This window comes from Amycolatopsis sp. NPDC051045 (assembly GCF_040682955.1).
Taxonomy (GTDB): Bacteria; Actinomycetota; Actinomycetes; order Mycobacteriales; family Pseudonocardiaceae; genus Amycolatopsis.
Map to the genome: position 1 here is coordinate 38640 of NZ_JBFBCC010000003.1, position 23151 is coordinate 61790.

Annotated in this window: 25 protein-coding genes; 10 read left to right on the forward strand and 15 right to left on the reverse strand. The window is 69.1% G+C overall.

What is annotated here, in order from left to right; translation table 11 throughout:
* The first annotated feature begins 221 nt into the window (after window positions 1-221).
* Window positions 222-689: an FxsA family protein gene (locus AB0M80_RS07850; protein ID WP_364560494.1), complete on the forward strand. Its 468-nt coding sequence runs from the start codon at window positions 222-224 to the stop codon at window positions 687-689.
* Here AB0M80_RS07850 and AB0M80_RS07855 read toward each other — a convergent pair.
* The 3 genes from AB0M80_RS07855 to AB0M80_RS07865 all read right to left on the reverse strand — a co-directional run bounded on the left by AB0M80_RS07855 (window position 686) and on the right by AB0M80_RS07865 (window position 2949).
* A complete protein-coding gene (locus AB0M80_RS07855) occupies window positions 686-1627 on the reverse strand; it encodes a YDG/SRA domain-containing protein (protein ID WP_364560495.1) in 942 nt (313 codons plus the stop codon). The two genes, AB0M80_RS07850 and AB0M80_RS07855, sit on opposite strands and share 4 nt — an antisense overlap.
* A 53-nt stretch (window positions 1628-1680) precedes the next feature.
* The gene (locus AB0M80_RS07860) at window positions 1681-2232 is read right to left on the reverse strand and encodes an SCP2 sterol-binding domain-containing protein (protein WP_364560497.1); all 552 of its coding nucleotides are present in this window, start codon (window positions 2230-2232) and stop codon (window positions 1681-1683) included.
* Between the two features lie 69 nt (window positions 2233-2301).
* Complete coding sequence (locus tag AB0M80_RS07865) at window positions 2302-2949, reverse strand: SCP2 sterol-binding domain-containing protein (protein ID WP_364560500.1); 648 nt, start codon at window positions 2947-2949, stop codon at window positions 2302-2304.
* Window positions 2950-3075: 126 nt separating this feature from the next.
* On the opposite strand from AB0M80_RS07865, the gene AB0M80_RS07870 reads away from it, so the two are divergent.
* Window positions 3076-3732 (forward strand): TetR/AcrR family transcriptional regulator, encoded by a 657-nt coding sequence (locus AB0M80_RS07870; protein ID WP_364560502.1) that lies wholly within the window; start codon window positions 3076-3078, stop codon window positions 3730-3732.
* On the opposite strand, the gene AB0M80_RS07875 is transcribed toward AB0M80_RS07870, so the two are convergent.
* Window positions 3724-4572: a MaoC/PaaZ C-terminal domain-containing protein gene (locus AB0M80_RS07875; protein WP_364560504.1), complete on the reverse strand. Its 849-nt coding sequence runs from the start codon at window positions 4570-4572 to the stop codon at window positions 3724-3726. The two genes, AB0M80_RS07870 and AB0M80_RS07875, sit on opposite strands and share 9 nt — an antisense overlap.
* 3 nt (window positions 4573-4575) lie before the next feature.
* Entirely contained in the window at window positions 4576-5910 is a 1335-nt protein-coding gene (locus AB0M80_RS07880; protein ID WP_364560507.1) for a 3-oxoacyl-ACP reductase, read from the reverse strand.
* A gap of 92 nt (window positions 5911-6002) precedes the next feature.
* Between AB0M80_RS07880 and AB0M80_RS07885 the strand changes: the two genes are divergently transcribed.
* Window positions 6003-7292 (forward strand): acetyl-CoA C-acetyltransferase, encoded by a 1290-nt coding sequence (locus AB0M80_RS07885; RefSeq protein ID WP_364560510.1) that lies wholly within the window; start codon window positions 6003-6005, stop codon window positions 7290-7292.
* A gap of 44 nt (window positions 7293-7336) precedes the next feature.
* On the opposite strand, the gene AB0M80_RS07890 is transcribed toward AB0M80_RS07885, so the two are convergent.
* The gene (locus tag AB0M80_RS07890) at window positions 7337-7882 is read right to left on the reverse strand and encodes a DoxX family membrane protein (protein WP_364560512.1); all 546 of its coding nucleotides are present in this window, start codon (window positions 7880-7882) and stop codon (window positions 7337-7339) included.
* Between the two features lie 171 nt (window positions 7883-8053).
* Between AB0M80_RS07890 and AB0M80_RS07895 the strand changes: the two genes are divergently transcribed.
* The 4 genes from AB0M80_RS07895 (at window position 8054) to AB0M80_RS07910 (ending at window position 11708) form a co-directional block, all read left to right on the forward strand.
* A complete protein-coding gene (locus tag AB0M80_RS07895) occupies window positions 8054-8803 on the forward strand; it encodes a MerR family transcriptional regulator (RefSeq protein ID WP_364560515.1) in 750 nt (249 codons plus the stop codon).
* 154 nt (window positions 8804-8957) lie between these two features.
* Window positions 8958-10148: an ATP-binding protein gene (locus AB0M80_RS07900; RefSeq protein WP_364560518.1), complete on the forward strand. Its 1191-nt coding sequence runs from the start codon at window positions 8958-8960 to the stop codon at window positions 10146-10148.
* A 261-nt stretch (window positions 10149-10409) separates the two neighbouring features.
* Window positions 10410-10559, forward strand: a complete 150-nt coding sequence (locus AB0M80_RS07905) for a hypothetical protein (RefSeq protein ID WP_167441331.1) — start codon at window positions 10410-10412, stop codon at window positions 10557-10559.
* Window positions 10560-10778: 219 nt separating this feature from the next.
* Entirely contained in the window at window positions 10779-11708 is a 930-nt protein-coding gene (locus tag AB0M80_RS07910; RefSeq protein WP_364560520.1) for a helix-turn-helix domain-containing GNAT family N-acetyltransferase, read from the forward strand.
* Here the strand turns inward: AB0M80_RS07910 and AB0M80_RS07915 are convergent.
* Window positions 11705-12280 (reverse strand): peroxidase-related enzyme, encoded by a 576-nt coding sequence (locus AB0M80_RS07915; protein ID WP_364560523.1) that lies wholly within the window; start codon window positions 12278-12280, stop codon window positions 11705-11707. The two genes, AB0M80_RS07910 and AB0M80_RS07915, sit on opposite strands and share 4 nt — an antisense overlap.
* A 32-nt stretch (window positions 12281-12312) precedes the next feature.
* On the opposite strand from AB0M80_RS07915, the gene AB0M80_RS07920 reads away from it, so the two are divergent.
* Complete coding sequence (locus tag AB0M80_RS07920) at window positions 12313-12603, forward strand: hypothetical protein (protein WP_364560525.1); 291 nt, start codon at window positions 12313-12315, stop codon at window positions 12601-12603.
* On the opposite strand, the gene mctP is transcribed toward AB0M80_RS07920, so the two are convergent.
* Window positions 12600-14255, reverse strand: a complete 1656-nt coding sequence (gene mctP / locus AB0M80_RS07925) for a monocarboxylate uptake permease MctP (protein ID WP_364560528.1) — start codon at window positions 14253-14255, stop codon at window positions 12600-12602. The genes AB0M80_RS07920 and mctP overlap by 4 nt on opposite strands.
* Window positions 14252-14530: a DUF3311 domain-containing protein gene (locus AB0M80_RS07930; protein ID WP_310969647.1), complete on the reverse strand. Its 279-nt coding sequence runs from the start codon at window positions 14528-14530 to the stop codon at window positions 14252-14254. The genes mctP and AB0M80_RS07930 overlap by 4 nt, the downstream gene beginning before the upstream one ends.
* A gap of 189 nt (window positions 14531-14719) precedes the next feature.
* Here AB0M80_RS07930 and AB0M80_RS07935 point away from each other — a divergent pair, with 189 nt between their 5' ends.
* The gene (locus AB0M80_RS07935; protein WP_364560531.1) at window positions 14720-16339 is read left to right on the forward strand and encodes an alpha/beta hydrolase; all 1620 of its coding nucleotides are present in this window, start codon (window positions 14720-14722) and stop codon (window positions 16337-16339) included.
* Between the two features lie 116 nt (window positions 16340-16455).
* A complete protein-coding gene (locus AB0M80_RS07940; RefSeq protein WP_364560534.1) occupies window positions 16456-16728 on the forward strand; it encodes a helix-turn-helix transcriptional regulator in 273 nt (90 codons plus the stop codon).
* Here the strand turns inward: AB0M80_RS07940 and AB0M80_RS07945 are convergent.
* From AB0M80_RS07945 to AB0M80_RS07970, 6 genes are all read right to left on the reverse strand, one after another.
* Window positions 16725-17303, reverse strand: a complete 579-nt coding sequence (locus AB0M80_RS07945) for an EndoU domain-containing protein (protein ID WP_364560536.1) — start codon at window positions 17301-17303, stop codon at window positions 16725-16727. The genes AB0M80_RS07940 and AB0M80_RS07945 overlap by 4 nt on opposite strands.
* Window positions 17304-17334: 31 nt before the next feature.
* Entirely contained in the window at window positions 17335-18591 is a 1257-nt protein-coding gene (locus AB0M80_RS07950; RefSeq protein WP_364561982.1) for a hypothetical protein, read from the reverse strand.
* 71 nt (window positions 18592-18662) lie between these two features.
* Window positions 18663-19268 (reverse strand): ATP-binding cassette domain-containing protein, encoded by a 606-nt coding sequence (locus tag AB0M80_RS07955; protein ID WP_364560539.1) that lies wholly within the window; start codon window positions 19266-19268, stop codon window positions 18663-18665.
* Window positions 19265-20140 carry an LLM class F420-dependent oxidoreductase gene (locus AB0M80_RS07960; protein ID WP_364560541.1) on the reverse strand — a complete coding sequence of 292 codons (876 nt, stop codon included), beginning with the start codon at window positions 20138-20140 and terminating at the stop codon, window positions 19265-19267. The genes AB0M80_RS07955 and AB0M80_RS07960 overlap by 4 nt, the downstream gene beginning before the upstream one ends.
* 13 nt (window positions 20141-20153) lie before the next feature.
* A complete protein-coding gene (locus AB0M80_RS07965; RefSeq protein WP_364560543.1) occupies window positions 20154-20996 on the reverse strand; it encodes a TIGR03621 family F420-dependent LLM class oxidoreductase in 843 nt (280 codons plus the stop codon).
* 70 nt (window positions 20997-21066) lie between these two features.
* Window positions 21067-22890, reverse strand: coding sequence for a phosphoenolpyruvate carboxykinase (GTP) (locus AB0M80_RS07970; RefSeq protein ID WP_364560546.1), 1824 nt, complete (start codon window positions 22888-22890; stop codon window positions 21067-21069).
* Window positions 22891-23151: the final 261 nt, after the last annotated feature.

Consider the following 23151-nt stretch of genomic DNA (forward strand, 5'->3'; position numbering starts at 1 on the left):
CCCGCGCCGGCCCGGCGTCCGGGGCGTCCGGGGCGTCCGCCGCGTCCACGTGACCCCGGGGAACAAGGACCGCCGACGCCCACCGTGCCACAGCACGAGCAACGCCACGACCAGCAACAACGCGATTAGGAGCCAGCGGAGCCAGTCGGACACGAGAGGTGAGCCTAGCGGGGTGCCTCCGAGGCCGGGAGCAAATCGGACAGCTCGTTCGTTGTCCCGGTATGGCTGTCGCGTTCCTGCTCTACGTCATTGCCGAGATCGCCGCGATCTGGGCGGTGGGTTCGGCCGTCGGCGTGCTCGGCACGCTGGCCCTTCTGCTGGGCGGCGCCTTCTTGGGTTCTTGGCTGGCTCGCCGCGAGGGCGGCAAGGCGATGAGGGCGTTCACCTCGGCGGCCCGCTCAGGGCGGCCCGCGGAGAAGGAACTGACCGACGGAATGCTGGTCGGGCTCGGCGGGGTGTTGATCCTGGTACCCGGGTTCGTGAGCGACGTCCTTGGGTTGCTGTTGATGCTCCCGCCGTCGCGGGCGGTGGCGCGTCGGTTGTGGTTGAAGCGGATGGAGAAGCGAGCTGTGCGGTTCGCCAACCGCCGGCGCGGGCCGGTGATGGTGGTGGACAGCGAGGTGGTGGCTTCGGAAGAGCCACGCCAAGCCCAGCCGACGGTCATTGAAGGCCGGATCGTGGAGAACTAGCTCGGCTGCTCGGCATACCTTTGGCGGTGGTATTCGAGGTGCTCGTCCCGGATCGGATGTCCCGGCTTCGTGCGCAGCTTGCCGATTGGCTGACCGTTTCGAAAGACCGAGTAGTCCTTCTCCACGATCAACGCACCGTAGTCGAACAAGACATGGCAATTGGGACACAGGCACAGCATGTTGTCGGGCTCGTCCGGACCGTCGTGCCCACCGCCGAGCGCCCGGATGTGAGCTCCCTCCGCATACCCTCGACCACTCACCTCGAGTCGATTGCCGCACGCTTGGCAAGTGTGGTCGTGCAGTGCCTTCACCTCGTTGGCCAACTCGACCGAGCGAACAACGCGTGAGCCTTCGAACGCACGCTTACCAGGATTCTTGTTCCCTGCCGGCAATTCACTGTGCCACTCCTCCGATTCCAGGAGAACGTCCGGAGGAGTTGCGATGACATCGACCTGCGGGGCCTTGGACAGCCTGAACCGACAGAGTCGGAAGCCGTCCACCTCCTCGTAGTAGCAGTCGTCGACGAAGTACAAGCCGTCATAGCGGTAGCCACTCGGCGGCGGGTTGTGAATGTGAGCGTTGCGCTCCTTGGTCTTACCGCGGCCTCGGATCACTCGGACCGGCGTCAACTTGATCATGCTGGTCTTGAGCGCCGCGTTGCCGCGGGCTAGAAAAGTCTGGTTCTCCACCTGCTTCTTAGCGGCGTTCTGACCACCGTGCCCGGTGTAAACGATAGTGTCGCCGTCGTCGATGTCGGCGTAACCGCCGGACAAGACGATCGACTCGGCGCCGCGAGCGGCCGTTCCCGTGATGCCGGCCTGTCCTTCCCGGTGGACACCGGCAGCTGCCAACGCACTGCGGTCCGCGAAGACATCCCCCACGGTCACTCCGTGGATCTCCCCCAACGGCCACGTCTCGGCTTCACCAGGGTTGCTCATAGCGCCACCCTAAAGGTGGACACCGACAAGTTGGTGTCACGGACCTGCGACAGCTACTCCCCGGACGGCTTAGGGATGTCGAAGTAGCTGGAGAACCGCACCGCCGGCGCGTACTCGCCCTTCACCTTCACCTTCCCCGTCACGAACATCGCCGCCACTGCTGCGTTGCCCGTGGCCATGCGGATGAAGTCGTCCACCGCCAGCGTGATCGTTGTGTCCGGTGTGCGTGACAGGTCCGTTGAAGAAACGCACACACCGTCCTCGATCACCGTCTGGAAACGGTCGTATCCGTCTTCGCCTGAACCCTCGGAAAAGCGCCACGAAACCACCACATCCACGTGACGCGCACGAGACGGCGAGAAATGCTCTGACATTCGGCGGAATATCTCGTCCAAGAACACCGAACGCAGCTCCGGGTGATCCGCTATCGCCTTCAGCTGGTCGCGGGACGCCCGGCGGACCACGTCCACCAAGACGTCCGTCGACAGGGAGCTCAGCTCGATGCCCGCCCCGGCTTCGCCCAGCATGTGCAGGGTTTCGAGGACCTGGATGAACTGCGCGGGCGTCAGGTTGTCCAGGACCAGCTTCTCCGCGAACGCGTTCACCACGTGACCGCCACGAACACTGCGGGGCCGGGAAAGGCGCCACTTCGGTTTTCGGGGCACGGCGACGGACTATACGGGGTGCGGGAGGTCGAAGAAACCGATCAAGCCCGCCGCGAAGGCCAAATCGCCTTTGACCTTTATCCGCCCCGTGACGAACAACACCGCCGGTGTGGCCTGGTGGGTGATCAGCCGGAAGAAGTCGGCTGGGGCGATCGTGATCGTCACTCGGGGGCGGCCTCTCAACTCGCGACTCACCGTGCACGATCCGTGCGAAATCGTCGTCTCGTAGCTGTCGAAGCCGCCTTCGCGTGACACGCGCCAGTGGACCACCGCGTGCAGGTCGCGGGCTCGATCAGACCTGATGTGCGCGCCCATGCGGGCGAAGATTTCGTCCAGCACGCGCTCCCGCAGCTGCCGGTCCGCGACGACGCTCTCCAGCTGCGCGCGCGACGCCGATGCCACCAGGGACGCGAACCGGGTCGGCTCGACCTTGCTCAGGTCGAACGCCGGGGCGCGCTCGGCCAGCCGGAGCAGTGCGTTGAGGAGCCGCCGGAAGTCGTCCTTGCGGAGGTCGCCGGGGTCGAGCGCGAGCTCGTTGACGTCGAGGGTGTGGACCTCGGGGCTCAGCGGGTCGAGGCGCTCCAGCTCGTCGAGCAGCGCCGGCCCACGGAGCTCCGTGATCCGATCGGCGCTGGTCATCCCGGCGTTTTCGGCCATGGTCACCCCTCCCTTGTTACTCGAGCGTAAGGCTACCGGTCAGTAGGTAGGCGGGCAAGCGTGCCGAAATCACCCTGATGGGTCGTCTCCCGGTACCGTCTCCGGGCAGCAACGAGGAGGTCGATCGTGTCAGAGGAAGATCAGCGTCCGCCCGAACGGGCCAGGCGGCTGCCGCGTGCGGTGCGCGAGCGACAGATCCTGGACGCGGCCGTCCAGGTCTTCTCGCGTCACGGCTACCACGCCGCGTCGATGGACGAGATCTCCGACGTCGCCGGTGTCTCGAAACCGATGATCTACACCTACCTCGGCTCGAAGGAGGACCTCTTCGGTGCGTGCATCCGCCGCGAGGCGACGCGCCTGCTCGAGGCCATCCAGGCCGGCGTGCAGCCCGACCTGCCGCCGGACATGCAGCTCTGGCACGGCCTGCGGTCGTTCTACCGCTTCGTCGCGGAGTACCGCGAGTCGTGGACGGTGCTGCACCGCCAGGCGCTCACCGTCGGCGGGACGTTCGCCGCTGAGGTCACCGACATGCGGGTGCGCGCGATCCAGCTGGTCGCCGCGCTGGTGGTGTCCGCCGGCACCCGCAAGGGCGTCGGCGAGCAGGCCGAGTTCTCGGGCGAGGGCCTGTCCGCCGCGTTGGTCGGGGCGGCCGAGTCGCTGGCCGACTGGGCCCTCGACCACCCCGACATCTCCGACGGCGTCCTGGCGTCCTGGCTGATGAACCTCGTCTGGCTGGGCTTCAACGACCTCATCGAAGGCGAGGTCTGGAAGCCGTCAGAGTGAGGCGATCGAGCCTTCCAGGTGGGGCTTGGGCTTCGACGCGTGCCACAGCTCGAACGCCCAGCCCTCCGGGGAGGACCACGACGTGAACGCCGCCTTGCCCGGCAGCAGCACCGGCTGCTTGAAGCGGACGTCGACCGTGAACGCTTCCGGCAGGCGCCCTTCGAACGCGGCCAGCGCGTGGGCCTTCGTCCACATGCCGTGGGCGATCGCCGCCGGGAAGCCGAACAAGCGCGCCGTCAGCGCGTGCAGGTGGATGGGGTTGCGGTCGCCCGAAACCTCCGCGTAGCGGCGCCCGATGTCACCCGGGACCCGCCAGATCGCGTCCGGCGTCGGCGGGGCCAGCTGCTCCCGTCGCCCGGCCGAACCGGACCCGGAACCGCGCCGCAGGTACGTGCTGACGTCCGTCCACACCGTCTCGTCGCCGACCTGCGCTTCGCTGATGACGTCGAACTGGCGCCCCTTCTCGTGCGGGCGCAGGTTCTCCGCCCGCACGCGCACGGTCAGCGGCTCGCCCACCCGCAGCGCGCGGTGCTGGGTGATCCGGTTCGCCACGTGCACCATGCCGAGCAGCGGGAACGGGAAGCCCGGCTCGGTCATCAGCGCCATCTGCAGCGGGAACGCGAGCATGTGCGGGTACGTCGCCGGCAGCTCGTCGCTCAACCGGAAGCCGCACACCGTGTTGTACGCCGCCAAGTGGGCCGGGTCGACGACGACGCCGGTGCGCACCAGCTCGGTGTCCGGCAGAGAAGAACCGGACGGCTTGCGCAGGACGCCGCCGAGCAGGGCCTTCGGGTACAGCGTGGACAGGCTCGGTGTGCTGTCGAGTTCGCGGATCGCCACTGCTCACGCCCCCAGCAAAGCCTGGCCGCAGACGCGGACCACGTTGCCGTTCACCGCGGCCGACGCCGGGTTCGCGTACCAGGCGATCGTCTCGGCGACGTCGACCGGCAGGCCGCCCTGGCCGAGGCTGGACAGCCGCCGCCCGGCTTCGCGGATGAACAGGGGCACCGCGGCCGTCATCTTGGTCTCGATGAACCCGGGCGCGACGGCGTTGATGGTGCCGCCGTACGCCGCGAGCTGCGGCGCGCCGACGTTCACCATGCCGATCACGCCCGCCTTCGACGTCGCGTAATTCGTCTGGCCGACGTTGCCGGAGATACCCGCGATCGACGAGACGCCGATGATGCGGCCGTTGTCGTTGAGCACCTTGTCGGCGAGCAGCTTGTCGTTCACCGCGAGCTGCGAGGCGAGGTTGACGGCGATCACCGAGTCCCACGCGCTCTCGCTCATGTTGCCCAGCGTCTTGTCGCGCGTGATGCCCGCGTTGTGCACGACGATGTCGACGCCGCCGTGACGCTCCTTCAGGTACTCCGCGAGCTTCGCGGGCGCGCTCGGCGAAGTGATGTCGAGCTGCAGGGCGGACCCGCCGACCTTGTTCGCGACCTGCGAGAGGTCGCCGCCCTGCGCGGGAATGTCGAGCGCGACGACGTGTGCGCCGTCGCGGGCCAGCACCTCGGCGATCGCCGCCCCGATGCCGCGGGACGCGCCGGTGACCAGCGCGACCTTGCCGTCGAGGGGCTTCTCCCAGCTGGCCGGGGCGGTCGCCGTCTTGCCTTCGGTGCCGATCCGGATCACCTGCGCGTCGACGAACGCCGACTTCGCCGAGAGCAGGAAGCGCAGCGTCGAGTCCATCGCCTCTTCGGCGCCATCGGCGACGTACACGAGCTGGGCGGTCGCGCCGCGCTTCAGCTCCTTGCCGACCGAACGGACGAAGCCTTCGAGGGCGCGCTGCGCGATCCGCTCGCGGCCCTCGACCTGCTCCGGCGGGGTGCCCAGCACGACGACCCGGCCGGACGGGCCGACGCTGCGGATCACCGGGTGGAAGAAGTCGTAGACCTCGCGCAGGCGCGCGGGGTCGGTGACGCCGGTGGCGTCGAAGACCAGCGCCGCGTGCCGGTCGGCCGGCGCGGAAAGCACCTCGATGCCCGCGTCAGCCAGCTGGTCGCGGAGGGTTTTATGCAGCCGTCCGCCGGGCGCGGCGCCGAGAAGTGCGGGACCCTCGAGAGCGGGTTGCCCGGGCTGGTACCGGCGCAGCGTCGCGGGATTGGGCAAGCCGAGCTTGGGCACCACGAACTTCCCCACCGGGGTTTTCGTGAACTGCTGGTACCTGTCAGCCATCGGATGCCTCCCGTGCAGTCTGCGTCACGTCGCAGTCTAACCTACTCACTAGTAGGTTACAGTGTGAGAGACACGACCAGAGAGGTGAAGTCATGCCGCCGAAGAAGACGCCTGCCGTTCGCAAGGTCGCGATCATCGGGGGCAACCGCATCCCCTTCGCGCGGTCGAACGGCCCGTACGCGAAAGCGTCGAACCAGGACATGTTCACCGCTGCGCTCGACGGCCTGGTCAGCCGCTTCTCGCTGCAGGGCGAGGTGATCGGCGAGGTCGCCGCCGGCGCGGTGCTCAAGCACTCGAAGGACTTCAACCTGGCCCGCGAGAGCGTCCTGGGCAGCAAGCTTTCGCCCGCGACGCCGGCGTCCGACGTCCAGATGGCGTGCGGCACCGGGCTCCAGGCGATCATCAACGTCGCCAACAAGATCGCGCTCGGTCAGCTCGACTCGGCCATCGCCGGCGGCGTCGACACCACCAGCGACGCTCCGCTCGCCGTCAACGAGGACCTGCGCCAGATCCTCATCCAGCTCAACGCCGCCAAGACGCTCGGCGACCGCCTCAAGCTCGTCGCGAAGATCCGCCCCGGGCACATCGTCCCGGCGATCCCGCGCAACGAGGAGCCGCGCACCGGCTTGTCGATGGGCGAGCACGCCGCGCTGACGGCGAAGGTCTGGGAAATCACCCGGGAGGCGCAGGACGAGCTGGCCGCCGCCAGCCACCAGAAGCTCGCCGCCGCTTACGACCGCGGGTTCTTCGACGACCTCGTGACGCCGTTCCTCAAGCTCACGCGCGACCAGAACCTGCGTCCGGACTCCACCGCGGAGAAGCTCGCCAAGCTCAAGCCGGCCTTCGGCGGCCCGGGCGGCACGATGACCGCGGGCAACTCGACACCGCTGACCGACGGCGCGTCGACGGTCCTGCTGGCCACCGACGAGTGGGCGAAGGCGCACAAGCTGCCAGTACTGGCCTACCTGACGTTCTCGCAGACCGCGGCCGTCGACTACGTCCACGGTGACGAGGGCTTGCTGATGGCGCCCGCGTACGCCGTGCCGCGGATGCTCGCGCGCGCCGGGCTGTCGCTGCAGGACTTCGACTTCTACGAGATCCACGAGGCGTTCGCGTCGCAGGTGCTGGCCACGCTCAAGGCGTGGGAGGACCCGGCGTTCGCCAAGGAGAAGCTGGAGCTGGACACGCCGCTGGGCGCGATCGACCGGGCGAAGCTCAACGTCAACGGCTCGTCGCTGGCGGCCGGGCACCCGTTCGCCGCGACCGGCGGCCGGATCGTCGCGACGCTGGCGAAGCTGCTGCACGAGAAGGGATCCGGCCGCGGCCTGATCTCGATCTGCGCGGCCGGCGGCCAGGGCGTCACCGCGATCCTGGAGAAGTAACCACACGCGAAGGGCCGTCCCCCGCGGGGGACGGCCTTTCGTCGTCAGTTGGGGAGCGCCTTCTGAGCCCGCTTCGCGAGCTTGTTCGCGCGCTTCTGGCCCCGCCGGCTCAGCTTCTCGGCGCTGTGGCCGACGTCCTTCGCGGCGCGACGCGCCCGCCAGCCGACCGACGGCTTCCCGGCCGTGTCGGCGGCCGCGAGCAGCAGGCCACCGGCCAGGCTCGCGTTCTTGAAGAACTGGATCTGCTGCTGCTGGCGCTCACCCGGGTCCTTGATGGTCCAGTAGCTGTGCGTCGACAGCGTCGTGGGCACCAGGCTGCCGAGGAGCAGCCCCGCCGCGAGCCGCGGCGCCTTGCCGGCCGCGAGCGCGAGACCGGCACCGATCTTCACCGCGGCGTCGATCCGGACGAGCGTCACCGGGTCCCGCGGGACCTGCTCCGGCACGACGTCGCCGAACTTTTCGAACGCGTTGTTGAGGAACGGTTCCGCCGCTTTGGCGTGGCCCTCGGCCTGCCTCAGCGCATTGATCCCGCCCGTCACGAAGATCGTGGCGAGCAGGGGACGTGCCACTCGACGGAGTATCACGGTCATAGCCTTCCTCGTACGGGCCGCTGCCTGATCGAACCTACTCCGTGGATGCCCGCTCGGCCGCCGCTCGAATCCTCATCGGCCTTTCTGCGCGAATATCGCCATAGAGCTAGAGAACCCTATAAAGAGTTAGCGGTTGACCTTGACGCTGCGTCAACTTCTATCGTCGACGTCATGGAGTGGTCGATCCAGGACATCGCCCGCTCGGCGGGGACCACGAGCCGGACGCTGCGCCACTACGGCGCGGTCGGCCTGCTGCGGCCCAGCCGGATCGGCGGTAACGGCTACCGCTACTACGACGAGCAGGCACTCGTCCGGCTGCAGCGGATCCTGCTGTTGCGCGAGCTCGGTCTCGGGCTGCCGGCCATCGCCGAGGTGCTCGACGGGCAGCACGACAGCGCCGCGGCGCTCGAAACCCACCTGGAGCTGCTCGAACGGGAGCAGCAGCGGATCGGACGGCAGATCGAGTCGGTCCGCACGACCCTCCGGAAACTGAAGGGAGGTGAACGACTGATGGCAGAAGAAGTGTTCGACGGCTTCGACCACACGAAGTACGAGAAGGAGGTCACCCAGCGCTGGGGTGCCGAGGCATACCGGCACGGTGACCAGTGGTGGACCTCGCTGACCACCGAAGAAAAGCAGGCCCACCAGCAGGAGCAGCTCGACATCGCGGCGGCGTTCGGCGCGGCGCGGGCGGCCGGGCTGGCCCCGGACAGCGACGACGTCCAGGCGATCACGCGACGGCTGCACCAATGGCTGCTCCGCCCGGTGGCGACGGTGTCCAAGGGCTACTTCGCGGGACTCGGGCAGCTGTACGTCGACGACCCGCGTTACGGCCAGTACGACGAGACGCACGGCGCGGGAACCGCGGAGTTCGTCCGGGACGCGATGAAGATCTACGCGGAACGGAACCTGATCGACTAGTGGCGCGTCGTAGTGCGCGCTGGGGGTAGAGACGAGCAGGGCTGCAGACCTGTTCGTCTCTATGTACGGCCATCCGGTCGAACCTGGGCGACACGCGCTAGGCGTCTATGCCGGAATATCGGGCTCGCGCTAGACACGCCGATAACTTGGCAGAGTGGACCCCATCCGCAACCCCTTCGCACCGGGCGCCGGGCAACGGCCGCCCGAGCTGGCCGGGCGCGAGCGTGAGCTCAAGGCGTTCGAGGTGGTGCTGGAGCGGGTGGCCAGGGGGAGACCCGAACGCTCTCTCGTGCTCACCGGGCTGCGCGGTGTCGGCAAGACCGTGCTCCTGGGGGAGCTGCGGGCGATGGCCGTGCGGCACAAGTGGGGCGCCGGCAAGATCGAGGCCCGGCCGGACGCCGAGCTGCGGCGGCCGCTGTCGGCCGCCCTGCACCGGGCCATCCGCGACCTCGCCGTGCGGCACCGGGCGCCGGACCGCGTCGAAGAGGTGCTCGGCGTCCTGAAGGCCTTTGCCCTGCGGGCCAACAAGCCCGACGCCAAGCTGCGCGACCGCTGGCAACCGGGCATCGACGTACCCGCCGCGCAGGGACGGGCCGACTCCGGGGACATCGAGATCGACCTCGTCGAGCTGTTCACCGACGTCGCCGAGCTGGCCGCGGACGTCGGCACCGGCGTCGCGGTGCTCATCGACGAGATCCAGGACCTGCAGCCGGACGACGTCTCGGCGCTGTGCGCCGCCTGCCACGAGCTGTCCCAGTCCGGCGCGCCGCTCGTGGTCGTCGGCGCCGGGCTGCCGCACGTGCCCGCGGTGCTCTCGGCGTCGAAGTCCTACTCCGAGCGGCTCTTCCGGTACGCGCGCATCGACCGGCTCAGCCGCGAGGACGCCGACTTCGCCGTGATGGCGCCGATCGAGCGGGAAGACGCCGGCATCGAGCCGGAAGCCCTCGACGCGCTCTTCGACGCGTCCGGCGGCTATCCCTACTTCATCCAGGCCTACGGCAAGGCGGCCTGGGACGCGGCGCCGTCCGACCCGATCACGGTCAAGGACGTCCAGGTCGCGGCGCCCGAGGCGGAGTCGGAGCTGGCGGTCGGCTTCTTCGGCTCCCGCTACGAGCGCGCGACGCCGGCCGAGCGGGAGTACCTCCAGGCGATGGCCTCGCTGACCCAGGGCCGTGACGAGCCCGCCGGCACCGCCGACGTCGCCGTGTTCCTCGGGCGGAAGCCGTCGTCGCTGTCGCCGGCCCGCGACAGCCTCATGAAGAAGGGCCTCGTGTACTCCGCGGAGCGGGGGCAGATCGCCTTCACCGTCCCACACTTCGGCCACTACCTGCTCGGCCGCGACTGACCTGGGCTTTTCCGGCTGTCTCGCGGTCTATCAGTGCCGCTAAGCCAATATTGCATTTTAGCTAGATAGCTCTATAAAGCTGAACCCGGTTGCTTCGCCGTGACCGCCACCACCCTGGATCCCTCCGGCCCATACCCAACTTTGCCGATGATTCATCGGCTAGTGCGCCACATCACCGGATATTCGTTGGCTTCCTTGTGAAAAAAGGTGCATACTAGAAGCACAAGCCACCTAGACCCTCTGAAGGGGATGCAGACACCGATGAACAACATCGCCGCCAAGCTCCGTGCCCGTCGCGCCGAGGTTCGCACTCGCCGGGCGCTGAACCGGGCGATCGACACCGCCGCCACCGCGACGGTCCGTCAGGAACTCATCGCGATCGCGCAGGCTCGCTCCGCGTACATGCGCTGATCTCTCACCCCGTGGCGGTCGCCCATTCGAGTGACCTATGCCACAAACTGATGAAGGTGTAACGCCACCCGAAGAGGTGTCGATACCCCCTACGACCCCGTGATGCTGGCGGACCCCCGACCTGGCAGCATCGCGGGGTTTCCCATATCCAAAACCCCTTGCGCGCGCCGCTCTGTCGAGTAATCTTTGACTTCGTCAACGAACTTGTTGAGGTGGTCAATGAACGACGCTCAGCTGGCCGGCCGGGTGGCTGCGGTCCGTGCCTTCAACCGGCTCTACACCGGGGTCATCGGCGTGCTCGACGAAGGACCGGCGGACGCCGAATACTCGCTGCCGGAAGCCCGCGTGCTCTTCGAGCTCGCCCACCAGGACCCGCTGCCGGTCACCGACCTGCGGAAACGCCTGGACCTCGACGCCGGCTACGCCAGCAGGCTGCTGGCGCGCCTCGAGTCCCGCGGGCTGATCGTCCGCGAACGGTCCGAGGAAGACGCCCGCCGCCAGCTGGTGCGGCCCACCGCGGCGGGCCGGGACGCGTTCGCGGTGCTGAACCGCCGGTCCACCGACCAGATCGGCGGGTTGCTGCGCCGCTTCGCCGACGAAGACCAGGAGCGCTTGCTCGCCGCGATGCGCACGATCGGCGACCTGGTCGGCGACCGCCGTCGCGACCCGGCTCTCGTGCTGCGCCCGCCACGACCGGGTGACCTCGGTTGGGTGGTGGAACGCCACGGAGCGCTCTACGCCCGCGAGTACGGCTTCGACGCCCGCTTCGAGGCGCTCGTCGCCCGCGCCGCCGCCGACTTCGCCGACAACCGGGACGACTCGCGGCAAGCCTTCTGGATCGCCGAACTCGACGGCGAACGGGTAGGCAGCATCGGCTGCGGCCGTTGTCCCGGACAGGACACGGCCCAGCTGCGGTTGCTCCTGCTCGAGCCGTCGGCGCGGGGCCACGGCGTCGGCAAGCGGCTGGTGGCCGAGTGCGTTTCGTTCGCCAAGGCGCACGGCTACCGGGCGATGGAGCTGTGGACGATGTCGGTCCTCACCGCCGCGCACGCGATCTACCGCGCCGCCGGGTTCGAACTCGTGGCGGAAGAGCCGCACGACGGCTTCGGGCCGGAGCTGATCCGCCAGTTCTGGCGCGTGGAGTTCTAGCGCGGCACCCGGCCGAGCAGGAAGAACTCCGGGTTCGGCCGGAGCGCGGTGAGGTGGGCGAGGCGGTTCGACATCGCGAACAACGCCGTGATCGCGCCGATGTCCCAGATTTCGTCATCGGTCAGGCCGGCGTTGCGCGCCGCCTCGAGATCGCCTTCGCCGAACAACGCCGAGTCCTGGCCGAGCGCGAGGGCGAAGTCGACGATCGCGCGGCCGCGTTCGTCCAGTTCGACCTGCCACGGGTTGGTCGCCACCCGGTCGGCCAGCTCCGGGTCCTTGGCGCGGATGCGTAGGATCGCGCCGTGGGCGACGACGCAGTAGGTGCAGTGGTTCGCCCCGGACGTCGCCACGACGACGAGCTCCCGCTCGGCCTTGCTCAGGCCGTCGGAGCGTTCCATCAGCGCGTCGTGGTAGTCGAGGAACGCGCGCAGCTCGGCGGGCCGGTGGCCGAGCGCGCGGAAGATGTTCGGGACGAACCCGGACTTCTCCGCGATCACGCCGACGCGCTCGCGCAGGTCGTCGGGCAGGTCTTCGAGTTCCGTGATCGGGAATCGGCTCACCGCGTCGCTCATGGGCTTCACGCTAGCCGTGGTTGGCTGTCGGCGTGACGGACTACGTCGACGGGTACTGCGAACGAGTTGCGCCCGGGCTCTGGGGTGAGCCGCTCGACAGTCTGAGCAATTTTGCTTTTCTCGTCGCCGCCGTACTCGCCTTCGCCCACGACGCCCACTGGACGCACTTCGCCGTGGCGGGGGCGATCTTCGCGCTCTCGTTGAGCTTGCGCGCGCTCGACCGGGACGTTTGCGATTACGTCCCGGCCGGCACGCACTTCCTCTGGCACCTGCTCAACGGCGTGGCGCTCTACCTCGTGTCACGTGCGGCCATCCGTCCTTAGTGGACGCCGATCGGACGCAGGTTCTTGTCGTGCTCGTCGGTGTGGTAGTCCTCGGGCTCGGTGTCGTCGGTGCCGTTGAACACCTTCAGCTGCCGGGCGATCACCGTGACGATCGCCGCGATCACCAGGTTGCCGATCAGCGCCACGAAGCCCACGTAGATCTGGACCGCCGACCCCGAGAACGGGTGCCAGCCGAGGATCGACAGGTTGCCCAGCGACAGCGCCGAGCCGCCGAAGTGCTGCTTGCCGTTGGCCGGGTTGGGGATGCCGTACAGCATGATCAGGCCCCAGCCGATGCCGACGACCCAGCCCGCGATCAAGCCCCAGCGGTGGAACCAGCGCGTGTACAGCGCCAGCGCCACGGCCGGCAGCGTCTGCAGGATCAGCACGCCGCCGATGAGCTGCAGGTCGATGGAGAACTGCGGGTCGATCAGGATGATGACGGCGACCGCGCCGAGCTTGACGACCAGTGAAGCGAGCTTCGCCTGCTTCGCTTCTTCAGCGGGCGTCGCGTTCTTCCGGATGTACTCCTTGTAGATGTTGCGCGTCCACAGGTTGGCCGCGGCGATCGACATGATCGCGGCCGGCACCAGCGCGCCGATGCCGATGGCGGCGAACGCGATGCCGGCGAACCACGACGAGAACTGGCTGTCGAACAGCACCGGGACGATCGTGTTGCCGTCCGCCTTGCCGGTCGCCGCGTTCGTCAGCGGCTTGACCCCCGCCGTGATCGCCACGTACCCGAGCAGCGCCAGCAGGCCGAGCACCAGCGAGTACGCCGGCAGCGCGACCATGTTCCGCTTGATCACGCTGCGGCCGCGCGAAGCCAGCACACTGGTCAGCGAGTGCGGGTACAGGAACAGCGCGAGCGCCGAACCCAGCGCCAGGGTCGCGTACTGCAGCTGGTTGTTGGCCGTGAGCAGGATCGACCCGGCCGGCTTGCCGGTGGCCGGGTTCGGGGTGCCGAGCTTCTTCGCCGCCGCGTCGAAGATGTGCGACCAGCCGCCGAGCTTCGAGGGCAGGTAGATGATCGCCACCAGGATCACCAGGTAGATCAGGATGTCCTTGACGAACGCGATGAGCGCGGGCGCCCGCAGGCCGGACTGGTAGGTGTAGAAGGCCAGGATGACGAAGGCGACCAGCAGCGGCAGGTGCCCGACGATGCCGGAGCCGTTGATCCCCATCGTCCGCAGCACGGCTTCGAGGCCGACGAGCTGCAGCGCGATGTACGGCATGGTCGCGACGATGCCGGTGATCGCGACCAGCAGCGCGAGGATCGGCGAGCCGAAGCGGCCGCGCACGAAGTCGGCCGGGGTGACGTAGCCGCGCACCCGCGAGACCGACCACATCCGCAGCGCCGGGAGCAGGACGATCGGGTAGACGACGATCGTGTACGGCAGCGCGTAGAGGCCCAGCGCGCCGGCGCTGAACACCAGCGCGGGCACCGCGACGAACGTGTACGCCGTGTAGAGGTCACCGCCGAGCAGGAACCAGGTGACCCACGAGCCGAACTTGCGGCCGCCGAGCCCCCATTCGTCCAAGTGGTCCAGCGCGCCGCCCCGCTGCCAGCGGGACGCCATGAAGCCGAGCACGGTGACCAGGGCGAACAGGATCGTGAAGATGATCAGCTCGGGCCACTGCAGGTTGCTCATCGAGCGTCCCCCTCGTCCAGGTCCTCGACGCTCAGCTTGTCCGGGGCGTCAACGGTCGGCTTGTCCCGCGTCATCAGGTAGACGATCCAGGTGCTCAGCACCCCGACGCCCACCATGAGGAACTGGAACCAGTAGAAGAACGGCATCCCGAACAGCCGCGGACCGTCCATGTTGAACAGTGGCGTCACCAGGACCAGCAGCGGAACGATCAGGAGCAGGTTCCACGGGCTGAACTGAAACCCGCGCACCTTTCCGTCGTGCTTCACAGTCGACATCGGACCTCACCTAACACTCCCGTAACCGACTGCCTGACCTTAAGACCTCGGTGACGGCGCGTCACGTCTGTCCGATATCGATTTGATCGCCGCGGCCGCCGATGCCGACCAAGGTCGGTTGCCCCGCCCCGGTGGGCCCTATATCAATAGCCCGACTCCGCACGCGCAAAACCCAAAAGGGGCAACCGTATGACACGACTCCGCTACGCGGTGGTGATCCCGGCCATCGCCGGCACCCTGCTGGCCGGGTTCACTCCGGCGTTCGCAGGTCAGGAGGTCGCGGCCGGTAAGCAGCCGCTGAACTCCACGAACATCCCGCCGCAGTACGCGAACCAGAAGCTGGACTGGCACAAGTGCGCCGTCCCCGCCGAGCTGCCGACGGCTCCGCCCGCGGGCGCCGAGGACATGGAGTGCGCGACCTACAAGACCCCGCGCAACTGGTACCAGGCGAACGCCCAGATCGACCTGACCATCGCGGTCAGCCGCCTGAAGGCGACCCAGGACGCGACCGCCAGCGTCGTCACCAACCCCGGCGGCCCCGGCGCGCCCGGCCGCAACTTCCCGGCCCGGCTGCGCAACCAGCCGAAGCTGCGCGAGCACCAGGAGATCGTCGGGTTCGACCCGCGTGGGACCGGCAAGAGCACCAACATCACCTGCGGTGGCGCCATCGGCACCGGTGCGGACCTGGACCCGCGTGACCGCGACCGCCAGAACCTGAACCTGATCCTGCAGGCGACGAAGTACGCGGCGCTGTCCTGCCAGGCGAAGTCCGGCGAGCTGGGCCCGCTGATCAACACCGACCAGACGGTCAAGGACATCGACCTGCTGCGCGTGCTGCTCGGCCGCGACAAGATCAACTGGGTCGGCTACTCGGCGGGCACCTGGATGGGCGCGCACTACGCGCAGGCCTACCCCACCCGCACCGGCCGGTTCGTGCTCGACTCCGCGACGGAGTTCACCACGACCTGGCAGAAGTCGTTCGACTGGCAGCCGCTCGGCTTCGAGCGCCGCTTCCGGGCCGACTTCCTCCCGTGGGTGGCGAAGTACGACAAGCTCTACCACTTCGGCACCACCGGCGAGGCGGCCCGCCAGACCTACGAGCAGGTCCGCTACGCCCTGACCCAGGGCGCGGTCACCCTGCCCGACGGCTCCACCGTGTCGGCCAACGGCCTGGACGCCTTCATCGCGTCGAACATCTACTCGAAGCGCGCCTTCCCGGGCCTGGCCGACTACCTGGTCAGCGTCCGCACGCTGACCCAGGGCACCGCTTCGGCGCAGGCCAAGTCCTCGGCCGCGCAGAAGGTCAAGGCCGGCGACAAGAGCACTGTCACCTCCGGCCCGCAGCCGCTGATGGTGCCGGCCGACGGCGACTCCTACGACGCCAGCTTCTGGACCATCCCGTGCAACGAGGGTCCGTGGACCGGCACGACGAACAGCGCCATCAGGGACTCGCAGAAGCTGATCGACAAGCAGCTGCCCCTGCTCGGCGCCGGCTGGTTCATCCAGCCGTGCCTGTTCTGGAAGAAGACGCCGTCGCCGCTGCCCGTGCTGGACGGCAAGGGTGTCCCGCCGGTGCTGATCGTCGAGTCGGAGCACGACCCGGCGACGCCGATCGAGGGCGCACGGCGCGCGCACAAGGCGTTCGCGGGTTCGCGGATGCTGACGATCACCGGCGAGGGTGACCACGGCATCTACGCCGGCGGCAACGCGGGTGTGGACAAGGTCGTGGAGGCCTACCTGGTCGACGGCGTCGTGCCGAACGACCAGAACCTGCCCGGAATGCCACTTCCGGTGCCCGCGGGCGCCTGACACCACAAGGGCTGGTGGAGGCCCCGCCGAGCGGACGCTCGGCGGGGCCTTTCCACACCTGTGCACAGAGTTGTCCACAGGCGGTGGACAACTCCGGTGGTATTAGAATCACGCCCATGGTGCGGGTACCGCTGACAGACGATGAGCGCGAACGGGGCGAACGCCTCGGCCAGGCACTGCGGGCGGCGCGGGCCGGCCGGAGCATGGTCGACGTCGCCGCCGAGGCGGGGATCTCGGTCGAGACGCTCCGGAAGATCGAGACCGGCCGGATTCCGACGCCGGCGTTCTTCACGGTCACGGCCATCGCCGACGCCGTCGGCCTGCCGCTGGACGAGCTGCGCGCGGCCGTCACGCCCGCCGCGTCACCACCGCTTTCCCAGGCCAGTTAGAGCGGGCGCAGCTGCTTGAGGATGTGCTCCCGGTCGTTGAGGAAGGCGCAGCCCGGCACCGGCAGGTCGTAGCTGTTGAGCAGCTTCTCGAAGTCGGAGAACTCGTCGGCGGACAAGCCGAACCCGACCTTGACGGCGTGCGCGGCCAGCACGTCGGCCAGCTCCTCCCACTCGCCGGCCCACAGCAGCGTGCGGTAGTGCGTGTAGTCCGCCGGGGAGAGCCGGTTGCCGAGCGTGGTCAGCACGCTGTCGGCGAAGAAGCTGATCCGGTTCTCCTTGAGGTCGGCGACCGTCGGGTTCGCCGGGTCCCGCGCGGTGTCGGGGTTGCGGACCACGCCCGGCCCGGCCACCGGGTAGGCGGTGTGCACGTGCCCGTTGTCCTCGACCAGCACGATCAGGTGCACGTTGAACCGCTCGCCGGCACAGCGCCAGCGGCCGTTGCGCTGCTGCCGCCGGGCCTCGCTGGGATCGTTCGCGACGTCCTTGACCACCGAGATGATCTGCTCGTCGCTCCAGCCGGCCGGGAACTCGCTGGTCGCCCTGCGCCCGACGCCCGGTGCGTGCCCGCCGCCCACTGGCTGCTCCCTTCGTCGCACCGAGGGTAGGTCAAACGGCGGCGGTGAGCAGCACGATGCCGATGACCTGAAGGTCGAGACCGCGGAAGAGCTGGCGGGTGAGATTGGCGGGCACCGGCCCGAGCGGGGTGTCGACGAAGCCGGGATTCGCGTAGTCAACGGCGGTCCGGGTGACCGTGCGCAGGATCGAAAGCACCGACAGCGGCACGGCGAGCCACGCGGTCGCGGCGAACGACGTCCCACCCGCGAGGGTGACCACGGCGAGCACCGCCGCCCAGAGCAGACCCACGCCGGCGAGCACCAAGCCGTGGGCCAGCACCAGGTCGCGGTCCGCCGAGCCCAGCCACCGCCGCCGTCCCGGGTTGCGCCAGAGCTCGCCGAGCCCGCCGCCGAACGGCGTCAGCGCGACGTACGCGCCGATGCCGATCAGGACCGCGCCCGGCACCGTCGGCACCGCGATGTGCGCGACGACGACGGTGAGGTCGATCAGGAGCGCCGCGCCCGCGTACCGCGATCGGCCGAGCGTGGCCGCCCAGGCCAGCCGCAACGGCGTCGGGCGGCGCAGCGAGAGCCCTCCCGCCGGCGCCGACGGCGGGAGCAGCATCATCGGGTCGAGGAAGGTGACGGCGACCGAGCGCAGCACCCGGCCGTCCCACCCGGCGAGCAGCACCGCCCGGCCCGCGCGCGAGACCGGTTCGCCGCCGAACGCCAGTGGCAGCGCCGCGGCCAGCACGCCCGCCGCGACGAACTGGACGGCCGCCGGGCCGAAGCCGAGCGCGGCGATCCCCAGGCCGAGGACCGCCAGCACCAGCGGCCCGAATGCGTCGAGGCGCAGCGACGTCCGCCTGGCCGTGACGAAGGCCGCCACCCCGGTCGCGGCGACGATCGAGACAGCCGCGCGCCACTGGTCGAGGTCCGCCCCGCCGACGGCGAGCAGCAGCGCGGCCAGGTAGCCGGTCACCGCGACGACGCCGGTCCAGGCGCCGAGCAGCCGCAGCGTGACGACGCGGCCGCGGTCCACCGGCGCGAAGTCGAGCCAGGTCAGCTCGGCCGGTTCGACCCACGCGAAGCCGCGGCGCAGCAGGCCCCGCCAGCCCACCGCGCAGCAGAGCGTCAGCAGCCCGAGCACGGCCGAGAAGGCAGGAGTGGACGAGCCGTAGAGCGCGGGCCGCCAGCCGTCGACGTGGAAGAAGGCGGTGAACAGGAACCCGAAGCCGAACAGGAAAACGAAGGTGGCGGTGTCGCCGCTGAAGATCCCGCCGAACCGCTTCCGGCCCGGGATCCGCATCCGGCGCGGAGCCACGTCCACCCTTGCCCCCACCGCCGCCCTCAACCGAGGCGCCTTGCGCCGCTGTGTCATCAAAACAGTTCGAGCACGCTGTCCGCGGCTTCCAGCAGTGGCGGGTGGTGGGTGGCCACCACGACCGCCGCGCCGGCCGCCGTCGACCGGGCGATCACCTCGACCAGCCACTCCTTGCCCGCCGTGTCCAGCGCACGCTCCGGCTCGTCCAGCAGCAGCACCCGGTGCGGCCGCGCGGTGACGCCGAGCAGCAGCAGCCGGCGGCGCTGGCCGGCGGAGAAGTGCCCGGCGGTCACGCGCGTGCGCATCCCCAGTCCCGCGTCGCGCAGCAGCTCTTCGTGGTCACCGAGGTCGGCGCCGAACGAGCCGGACAAGAGCTCCAGGTGCTGCAGCGGCGTCAGCTCGGCGAAGAAGTCGGAGTCGTCGAACAGCACCGACACCTTGCGCCGGAACTCGACGTCCCGCTCGTCCGGTGCCTTGCCGTCGACCAGCACGCGACCCCGCTGCGGCTTCTGCATGCCGTAGAAGCAGCGCATCAGGGTCGACTTGCCGACTCCGTTGGGCCCGGCGATCGCGGCGCACTCGCCGGGGTCGACGGTGAAGTCGAGGTCGTCGAACAGCCACAGCTCGCCGGCCCGGACGCCGAGGGCCTTCGCGTCGATCATCGAAGGTGTTCGAGGACCGGCGCGAACTGCTCCATGTTGTGCTCCAGCACGGTGTAGTAGTTCAGGCCGAAGCGCTCGCGGTGCGCGTGGAGCTGCTCGGCGACCTCGGCGGGCGAGCCGATCAGCGCGGTCGGGACTTCGGCGAGCTGATCGACGCTCAGCACGCCGTGGGTCAGCTTGGCGAGCTCATCGAGCGCTCCCGTGCGGTCGTCGGTGATGCTCACGAAGTGGCAGAGCAGGTTGAACTCGACCTCGCGACCACCGAGCTTCGCCCGGACGAACTCGATGCGCTCCTCGATCTCCTCGGCGCTCGCCGGGGCCGGCGCGGCGCCGTCCGGTGTCTTCGACGTGCCGGTGAAACCGATGATGTCGGCGTGCTCGGCGGCCAGCGTCAAGATCCGGTCGCCGCGGCCGGCGAGCAGCAGCGGCGGCCCGGCCGGGCGCACCGGCGCCGGCTTGTGCTCCGGATCGGCGTACAGCCGCTTGAGCTCGGTGATCGTCCGCTCGAGGTGGTCGACGCGCTCGCGCGCGGACGGGAACGGCATCCCGGCGGCCTCGAACTCTTCCTTGACGTACCCGGCGCCGAGCCCCAGCTCCAGGCGCCCGTCGGTGAACTGGTCGGTGCCGGTGACGTCCCGGGCGAGCAGCACCGGGTTGTAGAACGGCGTGTTGAGCACGAAGGTGTTCAGCTTGACGCGCGAGGTGACCTCGCCGGCCAGCACGAGCGCGGGGAACGGCGGCGCCATGCCGAGGTGGTCGGCCGCCGACAGGACGTCGTAGCCGAGGTCCTCGGCTTTGCGGCACTTCTCGACCCAGGCGGCACGGCTGTCCGGCACGACCATGTTGACACCGAAACGGAAATCCCCAGTCATGATCCCACGGTACTCAACGGAGCTTTTGGATCACCGGGGCGAGCCTGGTCAGGTCGTCTTCGAGCACCGTGAAGTAGCTGGCGCCGAGGGTCTCGCGGGTGCGCCGCAGTTGCTCGGCCACCGCTTCCGCCGAGCCGACGAGGACGGTGGCCAGCGCGCCGAGCTCCTCGACGCCGAGGTGCGGCACGAGCTGGTGTGCCGTCTCCAGGGCCGCCCGCCGGTCATCGGTGATCCGGACGAAGTGGACCATCAGGTTCAGCTCCGCGTCCCGGCCTTCGAGCATCCGCTTCACGAAGCCGGCGCGCTCGGCCAGCGCGGCCGAACCGGCCAGGGCCAGCCGCCCCTCGGCCGCGCCGGGCGCCGTGCCGGTGAGGGAGATGGTGTCGGCGTGCGCGGCGGCGAAGGTCAGCATCCGGTCGCCGCGGCCGCCGAGCAGCAGCGGCGGCCGCGTGCGGTCGGTGAACGCGCGCTCGATCTCGGTGACCACGTCGACGAGCCGGCTGAACCGGCGGCCGGGCGTGCCCCAGTCGATCCCGGCGGCTTCGAACTCCGCACGGACGTACCCGGCGCCGATCCCGATCTCCACCCGGCCGCTGGTGAACTCGTCGAGCGCGGCGAGGTCGCGGGCCAGGAGCACCGGGTTGTGGAAGCTCGCGTTGAGAACGTACGTGTTCAGCCGGATCCGCTCGGTGGCCTCGGCGGCGAGGAGCAGGGCGGGAACCGGCGCCACCCGTCCGAGGTGGTCGACCACTCCGACGACGTCGTAGCCGAGGTCCTCGGCCCTGCGGCATTTCGCCACCCACTCGGCCCGTGATCCGGGCACGTACAACGCCACCCCGAAGCGGAACGGTCTCATGGCCGCGAAACTACCCGGAAACCGGAGAAGGGGACGTCCCGAGGGACGTCCCCTTCTCCGGTCAGAAAACTCAGCCGAGGCGCTGGGCCAGCGCGTCGAGCTCATCACGCAACGACGTCGGCACCCGGTCGCCGATCTTCCCGAACCACTCCTCGATCAGCGGCAGCTCTTCGCGCCACTCCTCGGGCTTGACGTCCAGGGCGGCCTGGATGTCCTCGATCGGCTCGGTGAGGCCCTCGGTGTCGAGGTCCTCGGCGCGCGGCACGAAGCCGATCGGCGTCTCGACCGCGTGGCCGCGGCCCTCGACCCGCTCGACGACCCACTTGAGGATCCGCGAGTTCTCGCCGAAGCCCGGCCACAGGAACCGGCCGTCGTCGCCGCGGCGGAACCAGTTGACGTAGAAGATCTTCGGCAGCTTGTTCGCGTCGGCGTTCTTGCCCAGGTTCAGCCAGTGCTTGAAGTAGTCACCGGCGTGGTAGCCGAGGAACGGCAGCATCGCCATCGGGTCGCGGCGGACGTTGCCGACCGCGCCGGCCGCGGCCGCCGTGGTTTCGGACGACATGGTGGCGCCCATGAACACGCCGTGCTGCCAGTCGCGGGCCTCGTTCACCAGCGGCACGGTGGTCTTGCGGCGGCCGCCGAACAGGATCGCCGAGATCGGCACGCCCTTCGGGTCGTCCCACTCCGGGGCCAGGGTCGGGCACTGCGACATCGGCGTGCAGTACCGCGAGTTCGGGTGGGCGGCCTTCTCGCCGGAGTCCGGCGTCCAGTCCTGGTGCTTCCACGAGGTGGCGTGGGCAGGCTCGTTCTCCATGCCCTCCCACCAGATGTCGCCGTCGTCGGTCAGGGCGACGTTCGTGAAGACCGTGTTGCCCTTCTCGATCGTGCGCATGGCGTTCGGGTTGGTGTGCCAGTCGGTGCCCGGCGCGACGCCGAAGAAGCCGAACTCCGGGTTCACCGCGTACAGGCGGCCGTCTTCGCCGAAGCGCATCCAGGCGATGTCGTCGCCCAGGGTCTCGGCGCGCCAGCCCGGGATGGTCGGCTGCAGCATGGCGAGGTTGGTCTTGCCGCAGGCGCTCGGGAACGCGGCGGCGACGTAGTGGACCTTGTCCTCGGGCGAGATCAGCTTGAGGATCAGCATGTGCTCGGCGAGCCAGCCCTCGTCGCGGGCCATCACCGACGCGATGCGCAGCGAGTAGCACTTCTTGCCCAGCAAGGAGTTGCCGCCGTACCCGGAGCCGTAGCTCCAGATCGCGCGCTCCTCGGGAAAGTGCGAAATGTACTTCGTTTCGTTGCAGGGCCAGGAAACGTCCTTCTCGCCCGGCTCCAGCGGCGCACCGACGGAGTGGAGGGCCGGCACGAATTCGCGCTCGGTGCCGTCCGGGGCGATGAACTTCTCGAGTGCGGCCTTGCCGGCGCGGGTCATCACGCGCATCGAGGCGACGACATAGGCGAAATCGGTGATTTCGATACCCAGCTTGGGATTGTCGTCGCCGAGCGGGCCCATGCAGAACGGGATGACGTACATGGTGCGGCCACGCATCGAGCCCCGGAAGAGCTCGGTCATGGTGGCCTTCATCTCGGCCGGGTCCATCCAGTTGTTGGTCGGACCGGCGTCCTCGGGCCGCTCCGAGCAGATGAAGGTGCGGTCTTCGACGCGGGCCACGTCGTTCGGGTCGGAAGTAGCCCAAAAGGAGTTCGGCTTCGACTTGAGCTGCACGAACGTGCCCGCTTCGACCAGCTCCTGGTTGATGCGGGCAGCTTCCTCGTCAGACCCGTCGACCCACACCACGCGGTCCGGGTTGGTCAGTTCGGCGACCTCCCGGACGAAGGACAGCACGCCGGTGTGCGTCGTCGGCGCGGTGTCCAGTCCGGGGATGGCGACTGCGGTCATCTCTACTCCTGACTTCCGACGACAAATGCGCCCGCACCGGAACGACGTTGTCCCGGTGCGGGCGTCATTGCCGGCGACCGAATGGCTTCGCACACCGGCTGGCGAACCGGTGTGTGCGATTTGGGATTCTTCGAGAGTAGCGGCATGACCGGCAGGTAACCGAGAGCTGACGTGTAGGTTCTCTCACAAGAACGATAAGGGAATCGATTCAGAAGTCACTTGATCGGTGCATTCGGTGGAAATCTTCCGGTGCTGCCGGAC